General features: G+C 42.3%; 16 protein-coding genes and 1 tRNA gene. 10 read left to right on the plus strand and 7 right to left on the minus strand.

Going from position 1 to position 23,623, the window contains the following annotated elements; all coding sequences use genetic code 11:
• Positions 1 to 65 precede the first annotated feature (65 nt).
• The 7 genes from MTBPR1_RS01905 (at position 66) to MTBPR1_RS01935 (ending at position 9,745) form a co-directional block, all read left to right on the plus strand.
• Entirely contained in the window at positions 66 to 362 is a 297-nt protein-coding gene (locus MTBPR1_RS01905; protein WP_069185841.1) for an integration host factor subunit alpha, read from the plus strand.
• 25 nt (positions 363 to 387) lie between these two features.
• The gene (locus MTBPR1_RS18255) at positions 388 to 1,110 is read left to right on the plus strand and encodes a MerR family transcriptional regulator (protein ID WP_083222826.1); all 723 of its coding nucleotides are present in this window, start codon (positions 388 to 390) and stop codon (positions 1,108 to 1,110) included.
• Between the two features lie 72 nt (positions 1,111 to 1,182).
• Positions 1,183 to 1,259: transfer RNA gene (locus MTBPR1_RS01915), tRNA-Pro, on the plus strand.
• A gap of 491 nt (positions 1,260 to 1,750) precedes the next feature.
• Entirely contained in the window at positions 1,751 to 2,518 is a 768-nt protein-coding gene (locus MTBPR1_RS01920; protein ID WP_069185842.1) for a substrate-binding periplasmic protein, read from the plus strand.
• A 16-nt stretch (positions 2,519 to 2,534) separates the two neighbouring features.
• Complete coding sequence (locus MTBPR1_RS01925) at positions 2,535 to 7,250, plus strand: PAS domain S-box protein (RefSeq protein WP_083222827.1); 4,716 nt, start codon at positions 2,535 to 2,537, stop codon at positions 7,248 to 7,250.
• 152 nt (positions 7,251 to 7,402) lie between these two features.
• Positions 7,403 to 8,959 (plus strand): transporter substrate-binding domain-containing protein, encoded by a 1,557-nt coding sequence (locus tag MTBPR1_RS01930; protein WP_069185844.1) that lies wholly within the window; start codon positions 7,403 to 7,405, stop codon positions 8,957 to 8,959.
• 81 nt (positions 8,960 to 9,040) lie between these two features.
• Positions 9,041 to 9,745 carry a sensor histidine kinase gene (locus tag MTBPR1_RS01935; RefSeq protein ID WP_126464945.1) on the plus strand — a complete coding sequence of 235 codons (705 nt, stop codon included), beginning with the start codon at positions 9,041 to 9,043 and terminating at the stop codon, positions 9,743 to 9,745.
• A gap of 60 nt (positions 9,746 to 9,805) precedes the next feature.
• Here MTBPR1_RS01935 and MTBPR1_RS01940 read toward each other — a convergent pair whose 3' ends face one another.
• The 6 genes from MTBPR1_RS01940 to MTBPR1_RS01965 all read right to left on the minus strand — a co-directional run bounded on the left by MTBPR1_RS01940 (position 9,806) and on the right by MTBPR1_RS01965 (position 20,567).
• Complete coding sequence (locus MTBPR1_RS01940; protein WP_126464947.1) at positions 9,806 to 9,994, minus strand: hypothetical protein; 189 nt, start codon at positions 9,992 to 9,994, stop codon at positions 9,806 to 9,808.
• Between the two features lie 117 nt (positions 9,995 to 10,111).
• Positions 10,112 to 15,928: a transporter substrate-binding domain-containing protein gene (locus tag MTBPR1_RS01945; RefSeq protein ID WP_069185847.1), complete on the minus strand. Its 5,817-nt coding sequence runs from the start codon at positions 15,926 to 15,928 to the stop codon at positions 10,112 to 10,114.
• 31 nt (positions 15,929 to 15,959) lie between these two features.
• The gene (locus tag MTBPR1_RS01950; protein WP_165602590.1) at positions 15,960 to 16,706 is read right to left on the minus strand and encodes a substrate-binding periplasmic protein; all 747 of its coding nucleotides are present in this window, start codon (positions 16,704 to 16,706) and stop codon (positions 15,960 to 15,962) included.
• 223 nt (positions 16,707 to 16,929) lie between these two features.
• Positions 16,930 to 19,398, minus strand: coding sequence for a tetratricopeptide repeat protein (locus tag MTBPR1_RS01955; RefSeq protein ID WP_069185849.1), 2,469 nt, complete (start codon positions 19,396 to 19,398; stop codon positions 16,930 to 16,932).
• A 149-nt stretch (positions 19,399 to 19,547) separates the two neighbouring features.
• Positions 19,548 to 20,021: a hypothetical protein gene (locus MTBPR1_RS01960; RefSeq protein WP_069185850.1), complete on the minus strand. Its 474-nt coding sequence runs from the start codon at positions 20,019 to 20,021 to the stop codon at positions 19,548 to 19,550.
• 171 nt (positions 20,022 to 20,192) lie between these two features.
• Complete coding sequence (locus MTBPR1_RS01965; RefSeq protein WP_069186074.1) at positions 20,193 to 20,567, minus strand: c-type cytochrome domain-containing protein; 375 nt, start codon at positions 20,565 to 20,567, stop codon at positions 20,193 to 20,195.
• Positions 20,568 to 20,793: 226 nt separating this feature from the next.
• Between MTBPR1_RS01965 and MTBPR1_RS01970 the strand changes: the two genes are divergently transcribed.
• Positions 20,794 to 21,237 carry a c-type cytochrome gene (locus MTBPR1_RS01970; RefSeq protein ID WP_069185851.1) on the plus strand — a complete coding sequence of 148 codons (444 nt, stop codon included), beginning with the start codon at positions 20,794 to 20,796 and terminating at the stop codon, positions 21,235 to 21,237.
• Between the two features lie 75 nt (positions 21,238 to 21,312).
• The gene (locus MTBPR1_RS01975) at positions 21,313 to 21,990 is read left to right on the plus strand and encodes a cytochrome b/b6 domain-containing protein (RefSeq protein ID WP_069185852.1); all 678 of its coding nucleotides are present in this window, start codon (positions 21,313 to 21,315) and stop codon (positions 21,988 to 21,990) included.
• Here MTBPR1_RS01975 and MTBPR1_RS01980 read toward each other — a convergent pair.
• Positions 21,987 to 22,946 carry a YbgA family protein gene (locus MTBPR1_RS01980; RefSeq protein ID WP_069185853.1) on the minus strand — a complete coding sequence of 320 codons (960 nt, stop codon included), beginning with the start codon at positions 22,944 to 22,946 and terminating at the stop codon, positions 21,987 to 21,989. The genes MTBPR1_RS01975 and MTBPR1_RS01980 overlap by 4 nt on opposite strands.
• Before the next feature lie 221 nt (positions 22,947 to 23,167).
• On the opposite strand from MTBPR1_RS01980, the gene MTBPR1_RS01985 reads away from it, so the two are divergent.
• Positions 23,168 to 23,623 (plus strand): cache domain-containing protein, encoded by a 456-nt coding sequence (locus MTBPR1_RS01985; protein WP_069185854.1) that lies wholly within the window; start codon positions 23,168 to 23,170, stop codon positions 23,621 to 23,623.

A 23,623-nucleotide genomic window follows, 5' to 3' on the forward strand; every position in this document is an offset into this window, starting at 1 on the left:
GGATTAATCCTGCTCAGGTACCGTTAAAGTCTGTTTTCGACCCTATTTTTGCGAGGATTGCGCCTATGAGTGAAAAAACGATTACCCGCGCCCAACTGACCGAGGCTGTTTATCAGGAAGTTGGTCTCTCTCGTAATGAATCGGCAGACCTTCTTGAATCCGTTTTGGATATGATCGCTGATACATTAGCCAATGATGAGACAGTGAAAATTTCCTCTTTTGGTAGCTTCTCCGTTCGCTCTAAGGGTGAACGTATCGGGCGCAACCCCAAAACAGGGGAAGAAGTTCCGATTTTGCCACGTAAAGTGCTGGTTTTCCGCCCTTCACAGGTTCTAAAAGCCCGCATTAACGAAAATAACTAAGCTGTTTTAGGCAAAGTTTTCACAAATGACCAAATCGGATGATGCATTTCGCACGATCAGTGAAGTGGCCAAAGAACTTGATTTGGCCACTCATGTGCTGCGTTTTTGGGAAAGTAAATTCCCGCAAATCAAACCGCTAAAACGGGCAGGGGGGCGACGTTATTATCGCCCTGACGATGTTGCTTTACTGCGCCGCCTGCAATCACTCCTTCATGATGAAGGCTATACCATCAAAGGGGTGCAAAAGCTTTTGCGCGAAGATGGGGCACGTAAACTCATCAATGAAGCCAGCGAACAAGACAATGAGCCTCAAGTTGAAGCTGAGGTCCAAGCGATACTCGCACCAGAGGCAATTGAACCAGACCTAAATACAGATATTTCAGCACCCGCTCCTGAAACGCCAACAGAGGCTCAATCTGCAACTCCACAAGCCAGCCTCTTTGACATGGCCCCGGTTGAGCCCCAAGAGGATGTGAGCGAGCCGGATATGCCTATCCCTGAGGATATGCCGGAAGCCCCGGTTGTTGAAAAACGCAAACTGACCTTCACACTCAAACCCAATAACACACGGCCTGAAACCGATAGCATCTTACCAGACGCACCAGAGCCAGAACCCGTGCGCGGCCCCGATGAACCAGCCCCAAAAATCATCGTCAAAAAGATGCTCACCCATCAGCAACGTAGAAGCTTGGAAGAAGTTCTTGCTGAGTTGAAGGATATAAAAAAACAGATCGACCAAGTCGCCTAAAAAAGACCGACTTTTTCAAAACTAACCATTGCATCCCCCAACAGCCCTATATATATTCCCGCTCACCAATGTCGGGACATAGCGCAGTCTGGTAGCGCACTACACTGGGGGTGTAGGGGTCGTGGGTTCGAATCCCGCTGTCCCGACCATAGAGACCAAGGACTTAGCTGATTTTTAGCTAGGTCCTTTTTCTTTCTAGATACCACATAGGTAGCTGTAAAATTCCCTACTTCTAATCCATGACTTCAGTATCACTAAGATTTTAGAGCAATCCAGCATGCCCTAAGCCTGTGAAAACCTAAACTGTTCAGATCAAGTTCATCAACATACACATCGACGATGCGTACTGGGTTGTCCGCGCCAACATAATCACCCTAGTGTTCTAGGAATAATGTGCTCTGGCTGCGGTCTTCACCTTCAATAAAACGCTTCATATGGACCTCTTATCAACTGGATAAAAAGATTTTAACACATTTCAAGTTTCACACAGCCTAGACCCAAACCGGACTTATCAATCTCCATTCCTTTATTTAAGAAGTATTGAACATTGGAATTAGTAGTTGGGTCTTTGTTTATCAATCTGCTAGGTTTAATTTTATACATTCGTATATGGGTACTATATTGTTAACGGGAGAGAGTTATGCCAGTTTTTTTTCGCTCACTATTTGTTATTTCGGTTTTCTCTTTGTCGGTATTTTTTAGTAGCGTAGCTCTGGCAGGTTCTGCTCTATCCCTTATGACTGAAGAGTTTGCGCCCTATCAGTTTTATGAAGGAGAAGGGGAGGACAAGAAACTTACAGGCATTTCCATTGAAATTGTCAAAGCCATTCAAAATGAAATCGGCAATAATGACAAAATCAAGGCCATGCCTTGGAATCGAGCTTTGAAGTTAGTTAAGAATAAGAAAAATACCGCACTTTTTTCAACAGCCAGAACACCTGAGCGAGAAGATAAATTCAAATGGGTCGGCCCTCTTGCATCATTAGAAATTGTATTCTTTCGCAAGAAAGGGAGTGACGTAACTTTTTCATCAGTTGAAGAAGCAAAAAAAGTAGGAAAAATAGGCGTCACTAAAAATGTAGCGACACAAGAAATCTTGAGTGATTTGGGTTTTCAAAACCTCGACATCATGAAAAGTGGCGCAGACGAAAAAAACCTGACACGTCTTTTAAAGGGCCGTATTGATGTCTGGCCGACAGCTTATTACGCAGGAACCTACAGTGCAAAAAAAGCTGGTAAACGAGATATGATAGAAGCCGTAAAAGGTGTAAACCTGTTATCAGGCCATCTCTATATTGCCTTCCATAAAGAGACTGATGGCAAGGTTATTAATCAATGGCAGGCGGCATTGGATTTATTAAAAGCACAAGGTGCTATCGACAAAATTATTGCAAAATACGATCGATAAGATTTGGTAAAATAACATGTCACTAAAACGGCTCAAAATATCTGTTGGAACATTGCTTTTCTTCTTATGTATAAGCTTTGCGTATTCCCATACGTTGATAGCTGCTGATACTGTGAAGGAGGGGCAAGAACATGCCAATGCCATAGCTCGTTTTGCTGCCAAAGCAATCTACAATCTTGATGAAGACCAGTTAAGAGCTGTTTTAGACCCTTATTTAGAAGTAGATAAAAACATTAAAGGTCTACGGGTTATTGAGTCGATTGAAAATGAGGTAATCCTTCAATTTTACCGCGATAAAAATAACAAGGTTTTATATGGAGAAACCTTGCCAACTGGGGTCACAGAACTAGAGCGATATGAAGCGCCTTCGACTTTTGAGCAGGAAAATATTGGCAAAGTCATCGTCTATTATGAACCGCCCAATACCTTGGGCCTAACGCCAGAAGAACTGCAGTGGTTGAGCGAAAATAAAAACATTGTTTTCGGTGTTGATGAGACATGGAAACCCTGGATTATTAAAAACCAAGATGGCTCATACAGTGGCTTTGATGGCGATATTATCAAATTAGTTAATGACATGTTGGGAACAAATATGACCTTCGAAGTTGGTCGTTGGTCAGACATGGTTCAGAAATTTAAAAATCGTGAAATCGATGGACTTTCGTCTTCTGCAGTACATGCAGAAAGAAAGAGCTTTGCTGATTTTTCAACTCCCTACACCAGTCATCATAAAATGCTATTTGTGAAAACTGGTGATAAGAGAAGGATATCAACGCCTAAAGATTTAGCAGGTAAAAAAATTGCGTTCCATAAAGGTAATTTATTTATTCAAAAATTACTTGGGACCTACCCAGAGGCTATTCCTGTTGAAATGTCTGATAATTCCGAAATGTTTGATGCCCTTTTATCAAATGAAATTGATGGTTTTGTTGGAAGCGAAGTCACGCACTATGCAATCGTAGAAAAAGGTGTTGGCTTCATTACGCCTGCCTTTACCTTGGGCGAACCACTTGAAATGGTTTTCTCCACCCGTAATGACATGCCCGAATTTGTAAGCATCCTCAATAAAGCACTTGCGAGTATCCCTATAGGGAAAAGGCTGGAGATTAAATCCAAATACGCTATATCATCTGCATCAGATACGGCCCAAAACCTTGCTTTGAACCAAGAAGAGAAACAATGGCTTAAAGCCAATCCAACCATCTCTGTTGGCGTTGAAGAATGGTATCCTTTTATTCGAACTGAAGAAAATGGTTTACCCGGTGGCATTGCAGGCGACTTCATTAATCTGGTCCTGGAAAAAACGGGATTAAAGATAAAAGTCATTAGTGACCAATGGTCAACGTTGCTCTCAAATTTTGAGAAAGGTCAAATTGACCTTCTGCCAGCAACATATTACACGGATGAACGTGCAACATATGGGCTCTATAGCAATCCATATTTTTCGGGCAAAGAATTCCTTTATATTCGAGATGACAACACTGAGATTAAATCCTTTGAAGACCTACGCGGTAAAAAACTCGCGATCCCTGAAGATTTTGGGACTATTCCAAAGGTTAAGGCCAAGTTTCCTGAAATTGAAATAGTAGAAACAAAAAGCCAACTTGATTCTTTATATGCTGTTTTAAATGGTGTTGCCGATGCGACTTTTGAATCTCAAATCGTCATGGAAGATCTTATCCGTAAAGAACTTATGACTGGGATCAGGGCTATTATCCAAACAGAGTTTGAAGCATCAAAGCTTTATTTCTTCTCCCATAAAGAGAAACCAATTCTACAATCCATTTTGAAAAAAGCATTGGATAGTATTAGTGAGGAAGAAAGAAGGTCCATTATTAATAAATGGGTTTCTTCAAATAACATTCAGGATAGCGCAGGACAAAACGAGAGTAATTCTGCAAATGAAAAAGCCCTTTTATCTGCACCCGTGATTGCGGCAATGGGGATAGGTCTTCTTATTATTTTCGCTGTTATCGTCTTTATTCTTAGCAAGTTGAAATCAGATAGAGACCTTTCGACCTTCTTTGGTGCGGCAAGTTTCAGGGTCAGCATTCTAATTGCGTTGAGTGTTCTGGTCGTTGGCGTTGCTCTTATGAACTGGGTTGCTATTAAGGATAGTCATAAACGCACATTAGCGACATTGGAGCAAGAACTCCAACTTGTCTTAAGCAGTTCAATCGAGCGATTAAACAGTTGGGTAGATGAACATAAGAATTTCATTACACAATTGGGCCGTGACCCTGTTTTAGTACAAATCACAAAAGAATTGCTGAATGTTACCCCCTCAAAAGAGGCTTTGGCCCCATCTGAAGCTCTAGAAAATGCTCGACAATATTTTGCGGCCAATAAACAATTTGGCGCTGCAGGCTTTTTTATTATATCGCCTGATAAAGTAAGCATTGGATCAAGACGTGATACAAATATTGGCACAAGGAATTTCATTGCAGATGTCCGTCCTGACCTGATTGAAAGAGCGTTTAAAGGAGAAGCTGTCTTTATTCCGCCTATTCGTTCTGATGTTCAATTAACCAAGGATGAGAAACAAAAGCCTCTTACCATGTTCTTTGCAGCACCAATCACTGACAAAGACGGTGAAGTCCTGGCTGTCATGACAGAACGCATTCGTCCAAGCGGCCCCCTTTCTAGAATTCTTCACCATGGCCGCATTGGGTTATCTGGGGAGACATATGCCTTTAATTTTGAAGGGAGAATGGTAAGTGAAAGCCGTTTTCAAAACCAACTTATTGAAACAGGCTTATTACCCGAAAAAGGCTATGAGAATGTAGAAATTATCCTTAAAGCCCCTAAGGGTCATAATTTAAATAAAAGACAATTCGATAAAGGACAGGATAAATTTACGAAAATAGTGAATAAGTCACTGGAAAAACGTGAAAATAATCAATCTGACTTAATCGTAAATGTTAAAGAAGGTTATCCTGATTACAGAGGTATAAGTGTCGTTGGCGTTGGGAGATGGCTAAAAGAACTAGACCTTGGGCTTGTGACTGAAATGGATTTTGATGAAGCCATGACCAGCCACCATACTTTCCGTTTCAATCTTCTGGTCATCTCAATCATCGCCACCACTATGGCTGTGGGTGCAACGCTATTTACATTGATCGTCGGGCAACGTTCTTATCGCTCTTTAAGTAAAGCCCGCGACGAACTTGAAGACCGTGTGGTTGAACGTACAAAAGAGCTTGAATATAGTGAAAAACGGACCCGCTCGATTATTGATAATGCGGCAGATGGGATCATTGTCATCAATCCGCAAGGTACCGTACAAAGCTTCAGCCCGGCAGCAGAAGATATATTTGGCTATGGCGCAGATGAAGTCGTTGGTCAAAACATCAAAATGCTCATGCCTGAACCGTACCAATCTGAACATGATGGCTATTTATCCAACTATTTTAGAGATGGTGTTAAAAAAGTTATCGGGCAAAACCGTGAGGTTCGCGGCCGAAGAAAAGACGGCAGTGAATTCCCCATGGATTTGGCTGTCGGAAAGACGGTCATTGGTGAGGAGGTGATTTTCACGGGTATTATCCGCGATATCAGTGCCCGTGTGGAAGCTGAACGACTTCAAAAAGAAAATGAAGCCACCTTAACGGCTATTTTGGACAGTATGCCTGCAATTGTTTTCCTGAAAAAACTGAATGGCACTTTCCTCAAGGTCAATAAAGGATATCAGGAGGCCTATGGGGTCGATAGGGAGTGGGTTGTAGGCAAGAAATTATACGATTTTCTTGATCATGATTTGGCTGATAGTTTGACCTCATTTGATCAAGATGTCTTGAGCAAAGGCGGACGCAGTGAACAGGAACATACCGTTGTAAATGAAGATGGTGAAACGACATACCATGGGATTATGTTTCCGGTCCTTGATGAATTGGGTAATATTACCTCGTATGGCGGAGTTGAAATTGACATTACGGCGAGAAAGCAAGCTGAAAAAGAGCTTCAAGATGCCTATAATATCATTTCAAGCAGCATTGAATATGCCAGCAGAATTCAAGAGTCAGCATTGCCGGATCACAGACTGCTAAGCTCCCTTGTCTCTGACTATTTCATCTGGTGGGAACCGCGTGATGTGGTCGGTGGCGACCTGTACTGGCTTGGTGCATGGGGTGACGGTTGCCTTATCATTTTAGGCGATTGTACCGGACATGGCGTTCCCGGTGCCTTCATGACCTTGATTTCGATTGCGGCCATTGAACGGGCTGTCTCTGAAGTGGAAGGTGGTGACCTGGATAAACTGATTTCAAGGACGCACCAGTATATCCAAACCATGCTGGGTCAACATTACGATGGCGGCCAATCTGATGACGGTATCGAGTTGGGAGCATGCTATTTCATTCCTGAAGAACCGCAAATGAAGTTTGTCGGTGCCCGTTTCAATCTTCTGATCGTTGAGGATGAAAACAATACTGTTATCAAGGGCACAAAGGCGGGTATGGGCTATCGCAATGTTCCCTACATTCAGGAATATCAGGAAGAAATCATAGAACTGAAAGAAAACCAACAATTCTATATGACTTCTGACGGTCTAATAGACCAAGTTGGCGGTCATCGCAGAAGAATGATGGGCAAGAAACATTTGTTTAAAGTTCTGCATGAAAACAAGCACCTTGCAATGGAGGAGCAAAAACAGTCTTTACAAGACACATTGAAAACCTATCAAGGTGATGAAAAACGCCGCGATGACATATCGATGATTGGCTTTAAGTTTTAAGTCTGTATTTCCGCTTTAGGGCAAAGAGTTTTTCAACAGCCTCAACCAAAACCAGAATAAAGGATTTGATCAAAGAGAGCTTGATGGACCTTTGTGTCACAAGCGATTATATAAAAGTATCCTGCTAACGAGAGACTACTATTTCAGACAAAATGCTTTCACATATTTCCAGAAACTATAAAATACGGTTCACAGCTGTATTCGTTTTTATTTCCTTGTTTTTATTTTCCGCCTTAGTGGCCGCAGAGGATATTCAACTGACAGCAGAGGAAAGAGACTATCTTCGAAAGCATTCTGTTTTTACGACCAGTAATCAAATCGACTGGCCGCCATATGATTTTTCTCTTCGCTCAAAGCCTGTTGGCTATTCAATCGATTATATGGAAATCGTCGCAGGTAAATTAAGTATAAAGCTAGAACATATCAGTGGGACTTGGGATGAATTGATTGAGAGGTTCTGCAATGGGGAAATACAGATTTTCCATTCCATAGATCGATCAGAAAAAATAAGAAAATGTGCCAATATTTCCACTAGATTTGCCACAGATACGGTTCAATATCTGACCCGAAAAGAATTTCGCAATATTAATAGAGTTGAAGATGTCTATGGCACCACGGTTTCAAGTGTGAAAGGCTGGGAACAAAATGAATCCTACAAAAAACACCCCGGTCAATTTAAACTGCTTGAATACGACACCTTTGATCAAGCTGTAGAAGCCGTAAATCTGGGAGTAGCTGATTTTACGGTCAACTATGGGAACTCACTGCGTTATTTGATCCTGAAAAATGGCTATGTAAATTTAAAAGTTCAGGGTTTCTGGAAACAGGAAGGGGGAGTGCAAACGGATATATTCATTGGAACGCCTAAATCCGACCCTATTCTTGCAGGCATCATTCAAAAGGCTATTAATGCGGTTTCACCTCAAAAAACTCAAAAACTACAAACAAAATGGTTTGGTGGCGCAAGTGCAAATGCTGAAAGCTCTCCACTCAGATTAACACAGTCAGAAAAACAATTTCTCAATGCAAAGCAGAACATTACTTACTGTGTGAGCCCGAATTGGAAACCTATTGAATATCTTGATGATGAAGGCCAGCATGCTGGAATGACACGCGATTATCTTGATTTTTTGCGCACAAATCTAGCTATCGATTTTAAGGTTATAAAAACAGCTTCAAGGGAAGAAAAAACCCAATTCCTGCAAGAGAAACGTTGTGACATGGCTTTTGTGACAACGCCAATGGGGGCAAACAAAACCTCTTTATTACACACAACACCATATACCAGCCTGCCAAGCGTGATGGTTAATAAACTTGGATCTTCCTTTGTTACAAAAGGAATGAGCGAATTTTTGGATAAGAAAATAGCTGTGTTGAAAGGCTCTGCTCTTATTGAAAGCTTTAAAAAGAAATACCCCAACTTTAGCCCCGTTGAAGTTCAAACAATAGACGATGGCCTAAAACGCATTGAGGAGGGTGAACTCTATGGTTTTATTGAATATTTACCCAGACTAAGTCTTTATATGGAAAATATTGCTGATAGAAACCTCAAGATTGCAGGGCGTATTTTTGAGCCCGTTGATATGCGGGTTGCCATTCAAAAAGACCAGAAGACCTTGCATTTGATTTTACAAAAATCTCTTGATGTAATTTCTAGTGATGAGAAAGACCGGGTATTACAGAAATGGAGTGCCATCACGGTTGAATAAAAGACGGATTACGGCCTTGTTCTCTTCATCCTTGGTGTGAGTAGCCTAATCTTCATTGTCTTTTCTATCCTCAATGTAAAAATGAGACGCTTAAACCAACGTCTTAATCAACTGGCGGAAAATGAAAAAAACAAACGCGAAGAAACATCACGCTTTCTTTCCATGCTGGGACATGAGCTAAAAACACCTTTGGCTGTTATACGAGCACTCTTAGCCAATAAAAAAATAACGCCTGCCATGATTGAGATGGCGAATAAATCAATCAGCGAAATTGATGATGTAGTTTCAACAAGCCAAATGGCCGAAAAAGTTGAATCTGATACTGTTCAAGTTAATATTACACAATGTGATCTTAATGACATGCTGGAGAGTTTAACTGAAAAGCATCATCTCCAAGGGAGTGTAAAATTATCTCCCCACACATCACCTACAATTAACTCAGACCTGATACTTTTAAATATTATTTTGTCCAACTTGATCGAAAATGCAGCCAAATATGGGGCAGGGGACAAACCTATCGAAATTGAACTCTCTGATACTGAGGAACGAGATACAGTAATCTTATCAGTGGCAAATGATGTGCGAAATGATAATTGGCCTGACCCTGACAGGTTATTTGATAAGTATCATCGTGACCGCTATGCCCATCGTGTTACAGGCTCCGGTCTTGGATTGTATCTTGTGAAAGGGTTCTCCGGCTTGCTCGGGATTGATATAGAATACCAACCGACAAAGACACAAGCAGTCTTTCGCCTCTATATACCCAAAGAATTCAGTGCGAAATAAAGAGTATTTCGACCACAACATCGCCATAAAAAAGAATATCTACTGTCTGGTGAAACACACTCATGTTTCCTTACTCAGTTTTCGCTCAATCAGCTCAAGGATTGAATAGACGCTCGAGGCTGCGACTAACCCTCCAACCAGAACAAACTGGGCCGTTGGGCTAAGAGCGAAGAACCATTCAGAGAATGCCTCGCCGTACCCTAACAGTGACAAGGCCCAACCAAACAATATGGATATACCATATGCCAACAAGCCCCCGCCTAATACGCCAAAGACGTAGAACTCTAATTTTGGATATTTATTAAACATAGAACTTACCATAGCAAAACGACAGAAATATACAAGCCAGTGGGCAATGGTTTCGACTTACTGATTAAGTCCAGCTTTAAAGCCAATACAAGAAAGGTCATCTCGGCGTTCTTGGCCTGCTTCATAGGTGTGGAAAATTTTATAAATCTGTTCTTGCTGATCGTTCATAGGTAAATCAATGTGATCAAGGATTGCTTGTTTTAAGCGTTTTTTACCAAAGCCGCGTTTGCGCTCACCACCGATTTGATCAATCATACCATCAGAGCTCATGTAGTAAGATTTATCATGGGAAAGCTCAAGTGTGTGCAGCTTGAAGGATTGATCAAATTTCGTTGTGCGATACCCAATGCCAGTCTTATCACCTTTAGTGACCTCCAGCCCATTTTGATCACAAGCCCAAAGCTCAAAACGTGCACCGGCAAACAGCATGACATTCATGCTGGTGTTGATCAAACACATGCCGCATTCAAATCCATCATCTGAATTACCTTGTCCATCCACTTGGCTAAGGACTGTTTTCACCAACTGGTTCATGCGGGTTAACAAAATGGATGGGTCTGCATCAGGCAGCTCAATTAAGGCCTGATCTAATGCACCTGTGACAACCATGGTCATAAAGGCACCGGGCACACCATGGCCGGTACAATCAACCAAGGTTAATAATGTGCCACCTGCACATTCACGCAGCAAACAAATATCGCCGCCCACAATGTCTTTGGGTTCCCAAATGAGGAAATGATCTTCAAACAGTTCATTCAGCTCTTTTGGTGTTGGCAGAACAGAGCGTTGAATGCGACTGGCATAAGAAATACTTTCTTGGATCAGCTTCATCGATTTTTCGATGATGGCTTCGTTCTTTTTGCGCTGGGTAATATTCGTGTAGGTAATAACCAAACGACCATCTGGCGTGCGTACACTATGGGCATCATAAATCTGGTCATCTCCATAAGAGACATCCAGACGGTTTTCTCCGGACCAGAGGAAGTCAACACGCTCCTGTGCCACTACCGTTGGGTCTTTATCATTTTCTCCATACTGCCCACGCACTGCCAAAATAAGTGCAATATCAAAGAGTTTCATGCCGGGGACTAAAAGCTCTTCATCAAGCCCAATGGTGCCCGGGTAATGTTTATTCCAGGCAACAAGCTCTTGGTTTTCATCAAACATAACCACAGCCTGAAGGACGTTTGAGAGAATATCCTGAAGCTGAATTCTGCTGTTGCGGATTTCTTCTTCGGCTTCTTTACGGCTGGAAATATCGCGGATAATCCCGGTGAAAATATGTTCCCCTTCAATAACAGACTCACCAACGGCTAAATCCATTGGAAACTCGCTGCCATCTTTTCTCATACCCACGACTTCGCGGTTGTTGCCCACAACATTTCGGCTGTGCCCATTTAGGTAATCTGAAAGAAAATCATCATGATGGACAGCCGTGTAGGTCGGCATGAGCATTTTGACATTATTGCCCACAACTTCTTCTTCACTATACCCAAAGATCCGCTCCGCAGCCGGACTGAAGCTCTGCATGGTACCTATTGCATTAATCACGACAATGCCATCAACCGCATTGTCGATAATCGCGCGCATACGGCCTTCGCGGTCACGAATTTTCTGTTCCGCTTTTTTACGCTCAGTAATATCCGTGCGAATGGAGATAAAGCGCTCTGGCTTGCCGTCTTCACCCATAAACGGAATGATAGATGCCGCCAGCCAGATGGCGCCGCCGTCTCTATTGCGGTTGCAGAGTTCACCGTGCCAAACCTCACCCGACATAATGTTGTTCCACATATTTTCGTAGAAGCTACGGTCATGGTGACCCGATTTTAAGAAACGGTGGTTTTTACCCATCATCTCTTCACGGCTATAGCCCGTAATCTCACAGAAGAAGTCATTTACATAAGTGATGTTTCCATCCACATCGGTGGCGCTCACAATGGCGTGGCGGTCCAGTGCAAATTTCTGGAAGTTCAGCTCACGGGTGCGATCTTCAACTTCTTTTTCAAGGTTATCGCGTGCTTTGCGCAAAGAACGGTTCGCACTTTGTCCAATCCAAACCGACAGGCCCGTCAGGGTCAAGGCAACGATCACCGTAATACCAAGGATCAAGGCCATGGTGATGCGCAATGTCCAGAAGGTGGACATGGCTTCATCTTCATCAACCTCAGTTGCAAAACCCACATCAAGTTTAGTGTCCCAAAGCCAAGCCCCCAGCACCTGAACACCGCGATAATCACTATAGCCCTGAACATTGACACCTGTATCACCAACAATTGCGCTACGTGCCATTTGGGTTAAGGGGAGCTCTGCAATATTTTCAGGAACGGGTGCGCCTTCTATGAGATTGCCGCCGGGATCACCAAGGCGCAAATTCAAAATAGCATTGGTGCCCGCTTCTAAGAGTCCCAGCTTTTGAAGTTGAAAATCATAGCGACTATCCGTCACCATAATGGCTTTTTTATCAAAGACATATGTTTCGCCACTTACACCGCTTTGTCCCAACTGTGCAATACGGGTGAAATCTTCTACCGGATCATACCTTAAAGTCAGAACCGCAATGACTTTTTGGTTTTCATCAATGATCGGTGCGGCAAGAAACATGGTTGGTTCTTGCGTAAGTTCAAGCCCAGCAGCACCTTTGATACGTACGTCAGAGGCAATCGGCGGGATGAATTGTGTTTCACCCTGAAAAGCCAGCTCCAGCCTGCGGTCACGATATTTGCTGATCAAATTTAGCGTGCCAAGGTTTGTATCGCGTTTGGAGCCAATGCTGAGTTTATCTGGTGAAACAATAAAGAAGCCCTGAACTTCGCGCCCTTTAGAGTGACGGACAAACCAATCTCGAATGGAACTAAGCGGCTCGCTCCTTGAAAGCTTGCTTGCTTTTGGATCGACAAGAAGAAGGGCTTTTACATGTCCAAGCAATTCAGGGTCATTTGCGATACGCTCAATATAGCGGGTTTCAGCATCTAGCCAGGAACGTAATGCTTGATGAGTGGTTTTTAGGACGGTTTGAAGCTGGGCACCCACACTATTGCGCGTTTGTTGCTCCGCCCTTTCAGCCGTAATCCACGCTGCAAGAATAACGACAGCCAACAACACTGCCACACCGACAATGCCCGTTCCCTTAACTTCGCGTGATTCATAAATTTGTGAGACATCACGTTTTGCTGCGCGCGCAATGATAAAGCGAATGATCCAAAGCAACACGATCAGCCCAAAGGCCGTGCTGGTAATGGTCAGTACCAGCGTGAAAGTATCGGTTTTATTCTCTGCATTTGTAATGGCTTGTGGCGCTTTTACAATCCAGCGTGCGCGAATGGGGGCGATTTCTTCTTCCGTGACGTTATCAATTGCTTTTTGTAAAAGCTTATGAAGCATGGGCCAATCATCGCGCACCCCAATGCGTAAATTATTTGAGAAAATGGGATCATTCACACTGGCAACAATTCTCAGGTTGGTGAGAAAGAGCTTTTTGATCAAATTATCCTGAACCGCAAGCCCGCCCAATGTGGCATCAGCACGACCAGAGGAAACAAGCTTTAGGCATTGGCCTTGGTTTTGTGCCAGAAGAAGTGAAATATGGGGATAATCGCGTTCTAAAATTTCTTGATAGAAAAAGCCTTCAGGCACACAAACAAGCCTGCCAGAAAGGTCTTCAAATGATTCAATATTTGCGCCGTCTTGGGTGACGACCATCGGGGGGTTGTCCACATAAGGTTCCGTAAAGCGAATATATTGATCACGCTCAGGCGTTTTTACGATATTGAGCATGACATCCAGTTCTTTATTCTGGATCATCTCTAAAAACTCTGCCCATCTCGGCCCGGAAATATACTCAACATTCAGGCCTAGTTTCTCGGTCAATAAATTCATGTAATCGATTGAGAAACCTTTGGGCTTACCGTCATTGTTAAAATTAAACGGGGCCCAGCCCATTTCATTATGAACTCTTAAAACTGGATTGCGGTTCACCCAATCTTGTTCTTCCTGACTCAGTTTTAAACGCTTTACATTTGAGCGCGCCGAAAGCTCACCAGCCCCCAGCCACTTTTTGCGCAGTTCACGTTTTTTCTGTTCTGGCATGGCGTAAAGGGTCTTATTGAGGATGGAGACCAGTTCAGGCCAGTCTTTTCGCACCCCGATATGTTGCAGGTCATGTTTATAAGGGGTGCGCCCAGACACTTTCATGTTAGACAGACCCAATTGTTCAATTAAGTATGTCCCAACAGCCATGTTGGAGATATAAGCGTCTGCCTCGCCAAAAGAGACCGCTTCCAGTGCTTCTTTAGAGGTCTCAACAACCTTCAATTTGATGCTTGGAAAATCTTGTTCAAGCAGCTTATGGGTAATGAAGTTGCGTTCAACCGCAACCGTCTTGCCGATCAATTCTTCCATAGCGGCAAAAGGTGAATTCTGCCTGGCAAAAACCACCATGGGATAAGAAAAATAGTCTTGCGTAAACAGAACATATTTTTCCCGCTCCCGGCTGTAGCCAATAGTGGGCAGGATATCGACTTTCTGAAGCTTTTGAATATTATCCAGCGCATCATTCCAACTGATGGGGACAAATTCAGGCTCGATACCAATTTGGTCAAACATCCATGTGAGATGATCAAGTGCCATCCCGACAGGCTTGCCATTCTCAATGAAATGGAAAGGGGCCCATGATCCCGCCATGACCCGCATTTTTGGATGCTTGGCTAAAAAGGCGCGTTCTTCCTCTGATAATAAGTTCAGGGTACTGTTTTTAGAGGCATTAGCCTTATCAGACTTATGCGTAACAGCCATCCATTTTTGGCGAATTTTACGGACTTCTTCCACTGGAATATTCTTCAGTGCTTTTTCCATAATTTCGACCAAAATGCCCCAATCAGAGCGAACCCCAAAACCTAAAGGGGTACTTTTTAACTTCGTTGGACCGGCAATTTTCAAATTCACCAGACTGTTTTCAGCAATTAAATAGCCCACAACCCCCAACGTATCGATGACCGCATCAATCTGTCCTGTAGAGGCCATTCTAAGGCCTTCAAGAGTACTGGGAATTTCCGTGATATTCATATCTGGATATTGTTTGCGGATAATCTCCGTAATGGCATAGCCTTTAACAATGCCGACCCGCTCACCGCTAACATCACCAAGGCCTTGAATGTCACGGTGACCTGATTGGGTGACCACAACCCACTGGGTGCTGATGACGGGTTTGGTATATTTCAGATATTTATTTCTCTCAGGCGTTTCTTGCGACAAAGAGACGATATCAAGTTTTCGCTTATTCGCCTGTTCTTGAACCTCAGACCAGCTTAAATCAGGCACCAGTTCAAATTTTATGTTCAGCCGTTTGGACAGGGCTTCAAGATATTCAGAGGCTAAGCCTTGATGTTGTTGATCTTCTATAAAGTCAAATGGTGGCCAAGCCCTGTCTACACCAAGACGAATAACGGGATGTTCTTTTAACCATGCACGTTCTTTTACAGTTAAAGGCAGGCCGTCTTTAAAATAGATGGTAATATCGCCAATATGTTCACCTTCATAGAGGGACTTGGCGCTAAACTGGGGCAGTAACTTTATATCCTCGGGTATTTCTTCACCATAAACGGGCTTGTTGTCTTGGTAGTAATATTGAATGAGGCTTTCTTTATCGATACTTTCTTCAATCACCAGCCCCTTAATTTTAGGGCTTTCACTTAAAAAGTTTTCCAAAACCGCAAAAAGCTGGTCACGATCCAGATTGTAGATACCGCGTGAAGTGAAAGAGGCAACGCTATCAACAACTTTTTGCCCATCACTTGCGTAAGTAACAGGGGCAAACACCAAGCCTGCAAGAACGATAATAATCGCAGCAAGAGAGTGATTGAACTTTTGGAATTTCATCGGTGTGCCCCTAAAGAACCTGATCAATTACTTATTTTTCATATTTCATTACGATCTGGTCAATAACCCCTTTGGTACGTAAGCTATCCAAAGCGAGCTGCCATTGATGAATAATTTTGTCATCAACAGCTTTATTAAAGGCGATATAAAGATGGCCGGACATGATCTTAACATTCGGAATGGCTTGAATTTTCTCAAGCACACCCATTTTCTTGGCGCTATAGGTGCCTGCGTAATAAACCGTTGGCCAAACATCGACTCTTTTCTTAATCAGGCGCTTAAGGTTTTTCTCATCAGCGCCACTTTCCATGACATCTAGATTAGTAAAACCCATATTGCGGAGGATTTCATGGGTGGCGACATTTTTTGTGACACCTATTTTATTGAGTGTTCTTGCCTCATCTAATGAGTTAAGGCTGATATCACTATCGCTTCGTTTGAAAAACACCATTTCTAGCGAGGCAAGGGGCCCAACCCATTTATATTTATTTTCTCGCTCCGGTGTACGCGCTGTGGAAAAGAGCAACGCGTTTTTCTTTTTTGCCAATAGTTTTAAAGCACGGTTCCACGGGAGAACCTTGATCGGGTCTTGATTGCCCACTTCTTTTTGCAAGGCCTGAACAACCTCAAGGGAAATACCTTTAAATTGTCGGGTGCCATCATTTTCTTCATAGAACTGATAAGGTGCAAATTCTTCCGTCATAATCATCAAGGACGAATTTGCCTGAGCATTAAACGAAAAAAGTATAAAAGCGAGAAGGGAGAGATACTTTTTCATTTCATTCCTCATTTGTCTATGTGCGCATATACAAAAGAGTAGTATTGGAAATCAAATAAGTCCATCGCTATCTACAGTTGGAACAAGCTTGTGTGGAAAAAAAATGAAATCACCCGTTAACATCTGTCACGATGTATGTTTTTGGGGCCAATTCAAAGAATTGAAAATTGAAAGAGAAGTCTTTTCGGGAAAGGTGAGGGGCTTAATTAAAGGTTTACCACTTTCAGCCCTTAACACTAAATGAAGCTGGAGATTCATTATTTAAAAACCTTGAATATGCCTGCTCAAATGCTTTCTCTAGATGGCATGTGTAACGTTCAGTATCGAAAAGAGAAGATGTTTTAATATTTCCTCTGATTTTTCTTCTCAATTTCTGAAGATTCTTTGGATTTTTGGCTAGCTCTAATGCTGTTTTTTCATATTCTGAAGTTGAATAAGTGATGAGTTCTGGTAAATCCAAGCTTTTTAATATGCTGCTTGCCACCCGTGCAGTATATTGCTTACCTTCTTTTGTAAGAAGCGGTAGGCCTGACCATAGGGCATCGCTAGCGGTTGTATGAGCGTTATAGTTAAATGTGTCCAAAAACAAGTCCCCAAGCCTTTGGCGTGCCAAATGATCAGCCAAACTTTCAACACGTTCAGCAAAAATTAATCGTGTTGGTTTGACACCTCTTATTTCAGCTTCTTTTCTCAAGTTGGTCTTAACTTGTTCAGTCGCTCGTGAAAGCCAGAGAACGCTGCCTTCAACTTTATTAAGTAGACGCATCCAGATTTCAAACTCTTCTCTCTTAATCTTATAGTTATTGTTGAAACAACAGAAGACAAATGCCTCTTCCGGTAGTCCAAAATCAGATCGTGACATCTTTTTATCGGAGATTTCCCTCTGATCATCATTCGGTTGAAAGCTATTGGGTAGATAAATAACCTTTTCAGAATAATATTGTGCAGTCTCTTCTGGAATAACCGTTGCATCTGCAATAATGTAATCCATAAAGTCTGTACCGGTTGTACAGGGATAGCCAAGAAAGTTGATTTGTACAGGTGCGATGCGTTGTGCAAAAAGGGTTGGTCGGCTCCCTTCTGTATATCCGTTCAAATCAATCGCAATATGTAAGCCTAACTCATGGCATAAATCAGCTACTTCAGTATCTGTTTTTTCAGCAATCTCAATAAATTGATCCACTGCTGCTTTGGCTTTCTCTGTGTATTCATCATTTTTATCTGCCACAAGAGAAAAGGCATATATTTCAAACAAGTCTTTATTGTGTTTTTCATAAACACCAGCCATAAGGTGCATGACTGGGTGATTGCGGAAATCTGTAGAAAAATAACCAATTTTGATTTTTGATGCCTTGTCCTGAGTTGTCTCCTTTTTGTCTCTCTGAGAAACCGGGAACTTCATAGAAGCATAATTCTGCGCACGCATAAACTGTCGCTCAGGGTTGTCTTCTTCACAAAGAAGAGAGAAAGGTGGAACAACGCTGTCTTTTTGACCTAAACTTAAAATAAGTTTTTTATTTCTGTCATATTCGCTCCAATCACACATTTTAGCTTGTTCATAGACTTTAGAGACCAGAGCATCAGAATAAGTCGGTTTAATTGAGAGAGCCCGTGAATATGCTTCAACAGCTTGCAGCGATGAACCTTGTTTTTGATAACTGTTACCTAGGTTATTCAGTACAATCAGGTCTTTGGGATTAATTTCCAATGATTTTTTATAAAAACTAATGGCCTCATCTTGCAGACCTTGTTCTTTATAAAGGTTACCAAGGTTATTGTATGCTGCGCCATAATTAGGGCTCACAGTTAAAGCCTGGCGATAATACTTCTCAGCTTCCTCAAATCGACCTTTTTCCTTAACTGCAACACCAAGATTAGTCAGGTAAAGCGGATTGTTTGCGGCAAGTTCAACGGCTTTTTGTAATTTTTGAACAGCTGCATCAAAATCCCCAATTTCCAATAGGGTATTGCCAAGGTTATTATAAGCCCAGGCAAAATTCGGGTTTAATGAAATAGCTTTTTCATAGTTTGTAGCAGCTAGGTCAGGCTTCTGCGTTGACTGGTAAATGCTTCCCAATATTACGTACAAAACAGGGTCGCTTGGTGCAATGGAAAGTCCATTATTGATTTGTTTAATTGCTTTATCAAATTCTCCAAGCCCCTGATATGCCATTGCAAGATTGCCCATTGCATTTACAAAGTTGGCATTTAAAGAGATTGCTTTCTTAAATGAAGTAACTGCTTGTTTGAGCTTACCTTGTTCTTTCAATGAAACGGCAAGGCTATTGTGCGCATCAGGATATTCAGGCTTGAGTTTAATTGCTTTTCGTTGTGCCTCTTCTGCCTTTCGGTAGTCGCCCAAGGATTGAAAAACAACCCCAAGATCGTTATACGCCTCCGCAAAACGCGGCATAATTTTCAAAGCTTGAGAAATCAGATTAAGAGCAATGTCATTTTTTCCCATTTGATGGGCCACAACACCTAAAAGGTGAAGAGCATTAGGTTGATCCGACTGAAGCGATAGAACTTGTTCATAAAGGCCTTTAGCTTGAGACAGTCGACCTGCAGTATGATGTTGAACAGCTAAATTCAGGGTCTGTTGAATTTGCATAGCCTTAGGACCGGTAATTGTGTTTTGTCCGGCTGGTTTGGCCCCAGCTTTATGCTGGCTACGGCGCTTAGCTCTATTCATTTTCCATCCTCAGGCATCACTCAAAAATTGAGACGCGATATTCACATATCTCCTAAATAATTAAAAGATTTTTTATTTTATCAATTCAGCATTTCATATTGAAAATATGAAGCTATAGCGATGTCACCGAGAACATTCCCTTAGACATTTTACGCGAGATTGGCATTTACATGGGCTGCTTTATGGGCGCAGCCAGCAGGGCAGGATTTTTCTTCGGCGTATTTCATGTTTTTGTGAGAACAACATAGGCGCACGCTTGAGACCAAAGCCATATCTGTTAACTCTGTATGTAAGTGGGCCTGTTTATCTTTTTCGGCTTCACAGACGATAACAGAAAACGGTTTGTCATTTTCCAACAAGGCAACGCAGGGAAAAGCATATTTATCGGCAATATCAATCAAGCCGCAGACAGCTGTAAATTTAGCTTCGCGATCCTGATACTCATCCCATATTTTTTTCAGGCGTTTTGTAATGGCATTCGTCCCAATACTCACGCCAACTTGATCCTGTTTTGAACAGACCACATCCTCGCTAAAGAGACTTTCAAGCAGGCCCACGCTTTTTTCGTTCACCGCTATTGTGTAGCAATTCATGATTTCAAGGGTTCTGGCCCGATTTGGCATATTTTTGTCTTACCCATTTTACAATGAGTAACCACCTGTATTTTAGACTTCCTTATAATATCTCTAAATTAAATAAAAATAATATTCCCATTTGGTAACAGGTACTCAACCATAAAAAAACGGCCCAATCTGCATGATTGGACCGTTTTAAAAAGAAACTAACTTTTAAACTTAGTTATTTTTTGCACCTTGGTTGATCCAGCGACGGATCACATTGCGATCATCTTTTTCAAGACGACGTGTGTTATGTGGCATTTTCAACGCTGCGTCAGTCTGACCTTCGATCATACGCACAAGGTTACTCAAAGAAGCATCACCCTTAACAATAACCGCACCATGCTTTGTGCCTTTAAGGATATCTTCATAGTTTTCCATAGAGAAGCCTGATGCCATTTTACCTTCGCCGTCACCAGTGTGACAACGTGCACAGTTTTTCTCTAAAATAGGCATAACATCTTTAGAAAAACTAGGGTTAGTCGGGATATTGCCTGCCATTGCGGTTGTGGCAAATGTTAAGGCTGCTGCTGCCGACAAGATAAAACGCATTTTGATTTCTCCGAATGAGGTTGCATAATTGAGGTAAGTCATACACGAATGAAGCAGTTTTGATAACAGAAAAATAACTGCAAATTATATTTGCGAAAAAACCTAGAAAAAAACAGCAAATGTTACACTCTGTTACAAATTATCTATTTATATATAGTGCAGAGCAACATATGATAGGCACATTCGAACAATCTAAAGTTCTTATGTATTATTTAATGAGGATCCAATGAAAAAAATCATTCTCGCAGCTTGCGTATGTGCCACAGCCTTTATCGGCGTTGCTTATGAAGCTTTCGCTGCAGAAAACAATCCGGCTATTGTTCACCGTCAAAGCACCTATAAGGTTGTTGGTGGTCACATGGGCTCTTTAAAATCGATCCTGTTCCTCGGCGGAAAAGGCGATACGGTTTATCATGCAGAATCAATCAAAGCCGCATGGGACCATATGGGCAAAGCTTATCCAAAAGGCTCTGATGTTGGCGAAACACGTGCCAAACCAGAAATCTGGACAAATATGGATGCCTATATGGAAAAAGGCAAAGCCGCTTATGGCGCCACATTAAGCTTAGTTGAAGCTGCAAAAAGTGGCGATCAAGCTGCACAAGTGGAGGCCTTTAAAACACTGGGCGGCGCTTGTAAGGCCTGCCATAAAGAATTCCGCAAAAAATAATCTTGCTATTGCGACAGGGCATAGAGCGCTCATGCCCTGTCGTGATTATCATTCATCAAAATACAAGTACGTCATATGAGACCTAAATCAACAATCGCAACATGGGACCTTCCCACACGCCTTTTCCATTGGGCCTTGGTCGGGTTATTCATCAATGCCTATCTCACATTTGAATTTGGCGATGTGAATATGACGTATCATATGTGGAATGGTTATGCGATTTTGACCCTGTGTCTATATCGCCTTTTTTGGGGTATTATTGGGTCAAACACAGCGCGCTTTAGCAATTTCATTAAAGGGCCTAAAGCTGTTTTGAGCTATCTCACCTCCTTAATCAGACCTCCTTCAGAAAAACACTTGGGCCATAACCCCGTTGGTGGATTAATGGTCATTGCCTTACTCATGCTTTTGTTGGGCCAAGGCACCATGGGGCTTTTTACCAGTGATGAAATCATCGTTGAAGGTCCACTGGTATTTATTGCCAGTGATGACTGGGTCTCCCTTGCAGGTACATTGCACCGTGTTGGGTTCTGGGTCATCCTTGGCTTTGTGGGGCTGCATGTCAGCGCTGCTTTCTTCTATCTTTTGTTCAAAAAAGAAAACCTTATTCGTGCCATGATCACAGGCAGAAAACAAAGTCACACAGTCCCCATAAGCCAATCCTTAGAAAAACGTCCACTCTACCTTGCCGCCCTCTGCCTTGGTCTTGCAGCTGGCTGTGTTTGGCTGGCGTTGAACATCTGGCATTTCTAGCCCCTGATATAATTCCTCAAACCGAGTTCATGAGGGCAGGGCGATAGATAGCTTTGGCTTGACAGATAGATGATATTACAACGCCTGATCATATGAGAGAGAAGGGCAATCGGTACACAAAATGGAATGACCCCATTTTGATAATCCTTAATCGTCTTGTTAAGCTCTAAACGCCCATTTGCACTGAGTTTCTGTTTTAAATGCCCAGCCATATGCATAAGCGCATTGGCCTGTTTCCCTTTAGAGGGCTTAATCGCTAAACATTGCATGAACTTTTGGATATAGAGTTGTTTAAACTCTTCTCGCTTATATGATTTAATCTGTCCGACAAGCTGTCCAAGCTCTTTTGACAAAAGCGGGCTATGAGCCAAGAGCAACATTTTTTCAGCCCCTTGAAAAGCAACTACCTCACGGCGTGTCCAGCCGTTTTTGAACAAATCTTTCACACGGCGAAAAGCAAAAACCCTTTCCAGAAAGTTTTCCCGAAGCATGGGGTCATTTAAACGCCCATCTTCTTCAACGGGTAGTTTTGGAAATTTTTCCATAAGAGCTTTTGCAAAAAGGCCGGCATTGTTTCGCTCAGCAGGCTGATCGTTCACATAAGTTTTCACACGAAAAACACCACAACTTGGCGAATTCTTTTTAAAGATATAACCATCAAGATCCAGCGCTTCCAATTGATGCGCCCTCACGCTCGCATAAGCCTCCATATCCTTTGTAAAATCCTCTTTTGACTTTGGTGCAATCAGATGGGTTGAGCCATCTTTAAAACGCTCCAACCGTACAGCTTCGCGCGGAATACCCATACCAATTGCCGCTTCAGGACAGCTCGGGATAAATTCTGCAAAAGGAGATAAGGATTGTGTGAGAAAACGGTCATGACAATGACCGCCATTAAAACGAACTTTCTCACCGAGTAAACAAGCAGACACGCCAATCTTAAGATGCTTTTCCATAAGGGAACCTCTTTTCGATTTGTAAAACTGCCAAGTTTTAGGTCGCTCAATACTGCATATAGGTGGCAACAATACAAACTACAATATTTTTTTTACCTCTCTTAGGGCCCTGACCCTACATCACACGTATATCGTTTATTACTTACAAAATGATCGAACATACTGGTTAATTATGCTAAGCTAATAAAACACCATCATATCAAAATAGAGGTGTAGAGCCGATGAAATATCTAAAACTCATAACCATTGCATTTTCATTATTCAGCTTTATCTCAACAGGCTGGGCTGAAGATAGAGGCACCCGAGAAGAAGCCAAACAACTCGCGCTTGAAGCGGCTTCCTTCCTATCAAAAATGGGCGAAGAGAAGGCTTTTTCAGAATTTCAAAACCCAGAGGGCATCTTTCGCAAAAAAGACCTTTATGTCTTTGTGCAAGATTTCAAATGTAATTTCTTTGCCCATGGGCTTAATCCCAAACTGGTTGGCAAAAACATCTGGAACCTGAAAAACCCAAACGGGCGATTTGCCTGCCAAGATATTGTCCACGCGACCCAAAAAGATGGACAGGCTTGGACAGATTATATTTTTCAAGACCCCCATACGGGGAAACTAGCCGAAAAAACAACTTTTTCAATTGAGGTAGGCCACTATATCGTGATGGTTGGTGTCTATAAATAG

The organism is Candidatus Terasakiella magnetica, assembly GCF_900093605.1.
Classification (GTDB): Bacteria; Pseudomonadota; Alphaproteobacteria; order Rhodospirillales; family Terasakiellaceae; genus Terasakiella; species Terasakiella magnetica.

Coding starts and splice junctions, on each gene's coding strand:
- MTBPR1_RS01905 (WP_069185841.1), top strand. CDS start 66: ATGAGTGAAAAAACGATTACCCGCGCCCAACTGACCGAGGCTGTTTAT.
- MTBPR1_RS18255 (WP_083222826.1), top strand. CDS start 388: ATGACCAAATCGGATGATGCATTTCGCACGATCAGTGAAGTGGCCAAA.
- MTBPR1_RS01920 (WP_069185842.1), top strand. CDS start 1,751: ATGCCAGTTTTTTTTCGCTCACTATTTGTTATTTCGGTTTTCTCTTTG.
- MTBPR1_RS01925 (WP_083222827.1), top strand. CDS start 2,535: ATGTCACTAAAACGGCTCAAAATATCTGTTGGAACATTGCTTTTCTTC.
- MTBPR1_RS01930 (WP_069185844.1), top strand. CDS start 7,403: ATGCTTTCACATATTTCCAGAAACTATAAAATACGGTTCACAGCTGTA.
- MTBPR1_RS01935 (WP_126464945.1), top strand. CDS start 9,041: ATGAGACGCTTAAACCAACGTCTTAATCAACTGGCGGAAAATGAAAAA.
- MTBPR1_RS01945 (WP_069185847.1), bottom strand. CDS start 15,928: ATGAAATTCCAAAAGTTCAATCACTCTCTTGCTGCGATTATTATCGTT.
- MTBPR1_RS01950 (WP_165602590.1), bottom strand. CDS start 16,706: ATGAAAAAGTATCTCTCCCTTCTCGCTTTTATACTTTTTTCGTTTAAT.
- MTBPR1_RS01955 (WP_069185849.1), bottom strand. CDS start 19,398: ATGAATAGAGCTAAGCGCCGTAGCCAGCATAAAGCTGGGGCCAAACCA.
- MTBPR1_RS01960 (WP_069185850.1), bottom strand. CDS start 20,021: ATGCCAAATCGGGCCAGAACCCTTGAAATCATGAATTGCTACACAATA.
- MTBPR1_RS01965 (WP_069186074.1), bottom strand. CDS start 20,567: ATGCGTTTTATCTTGTCGGCAGCAGCAGCCTTAACATTTGCCACAACC.
- MTBPR1_RS01970 (WP_069185851.1), top strand. CDS start 20,794: ATGAAAAAAATCATTCTCGCAGCTTGCGTATGTGCCACAGCCTTTATC.
- MTBPR1_RS01975 (WP_069185852.1), top strand. CDS start 21,313: ATGAGACCTAAATCAACAATCGCAACATGGGACCTTCCCACACGCCTT.
- MTBPR1_RS01980 (WP_069185853.1), bottom strand. CDS start 22,946: ATGGAAAAGCATCTTAAGATTGGCGTGTCTGCTTGTTTACTCGGTGAG.
- MTBPR1_RS01985 (WP_069185854.1), top strand. CDS start 23,168: ATGAAATATCTAAAACTCATAACCATTGCATTTTCATTATTCAGCTTT.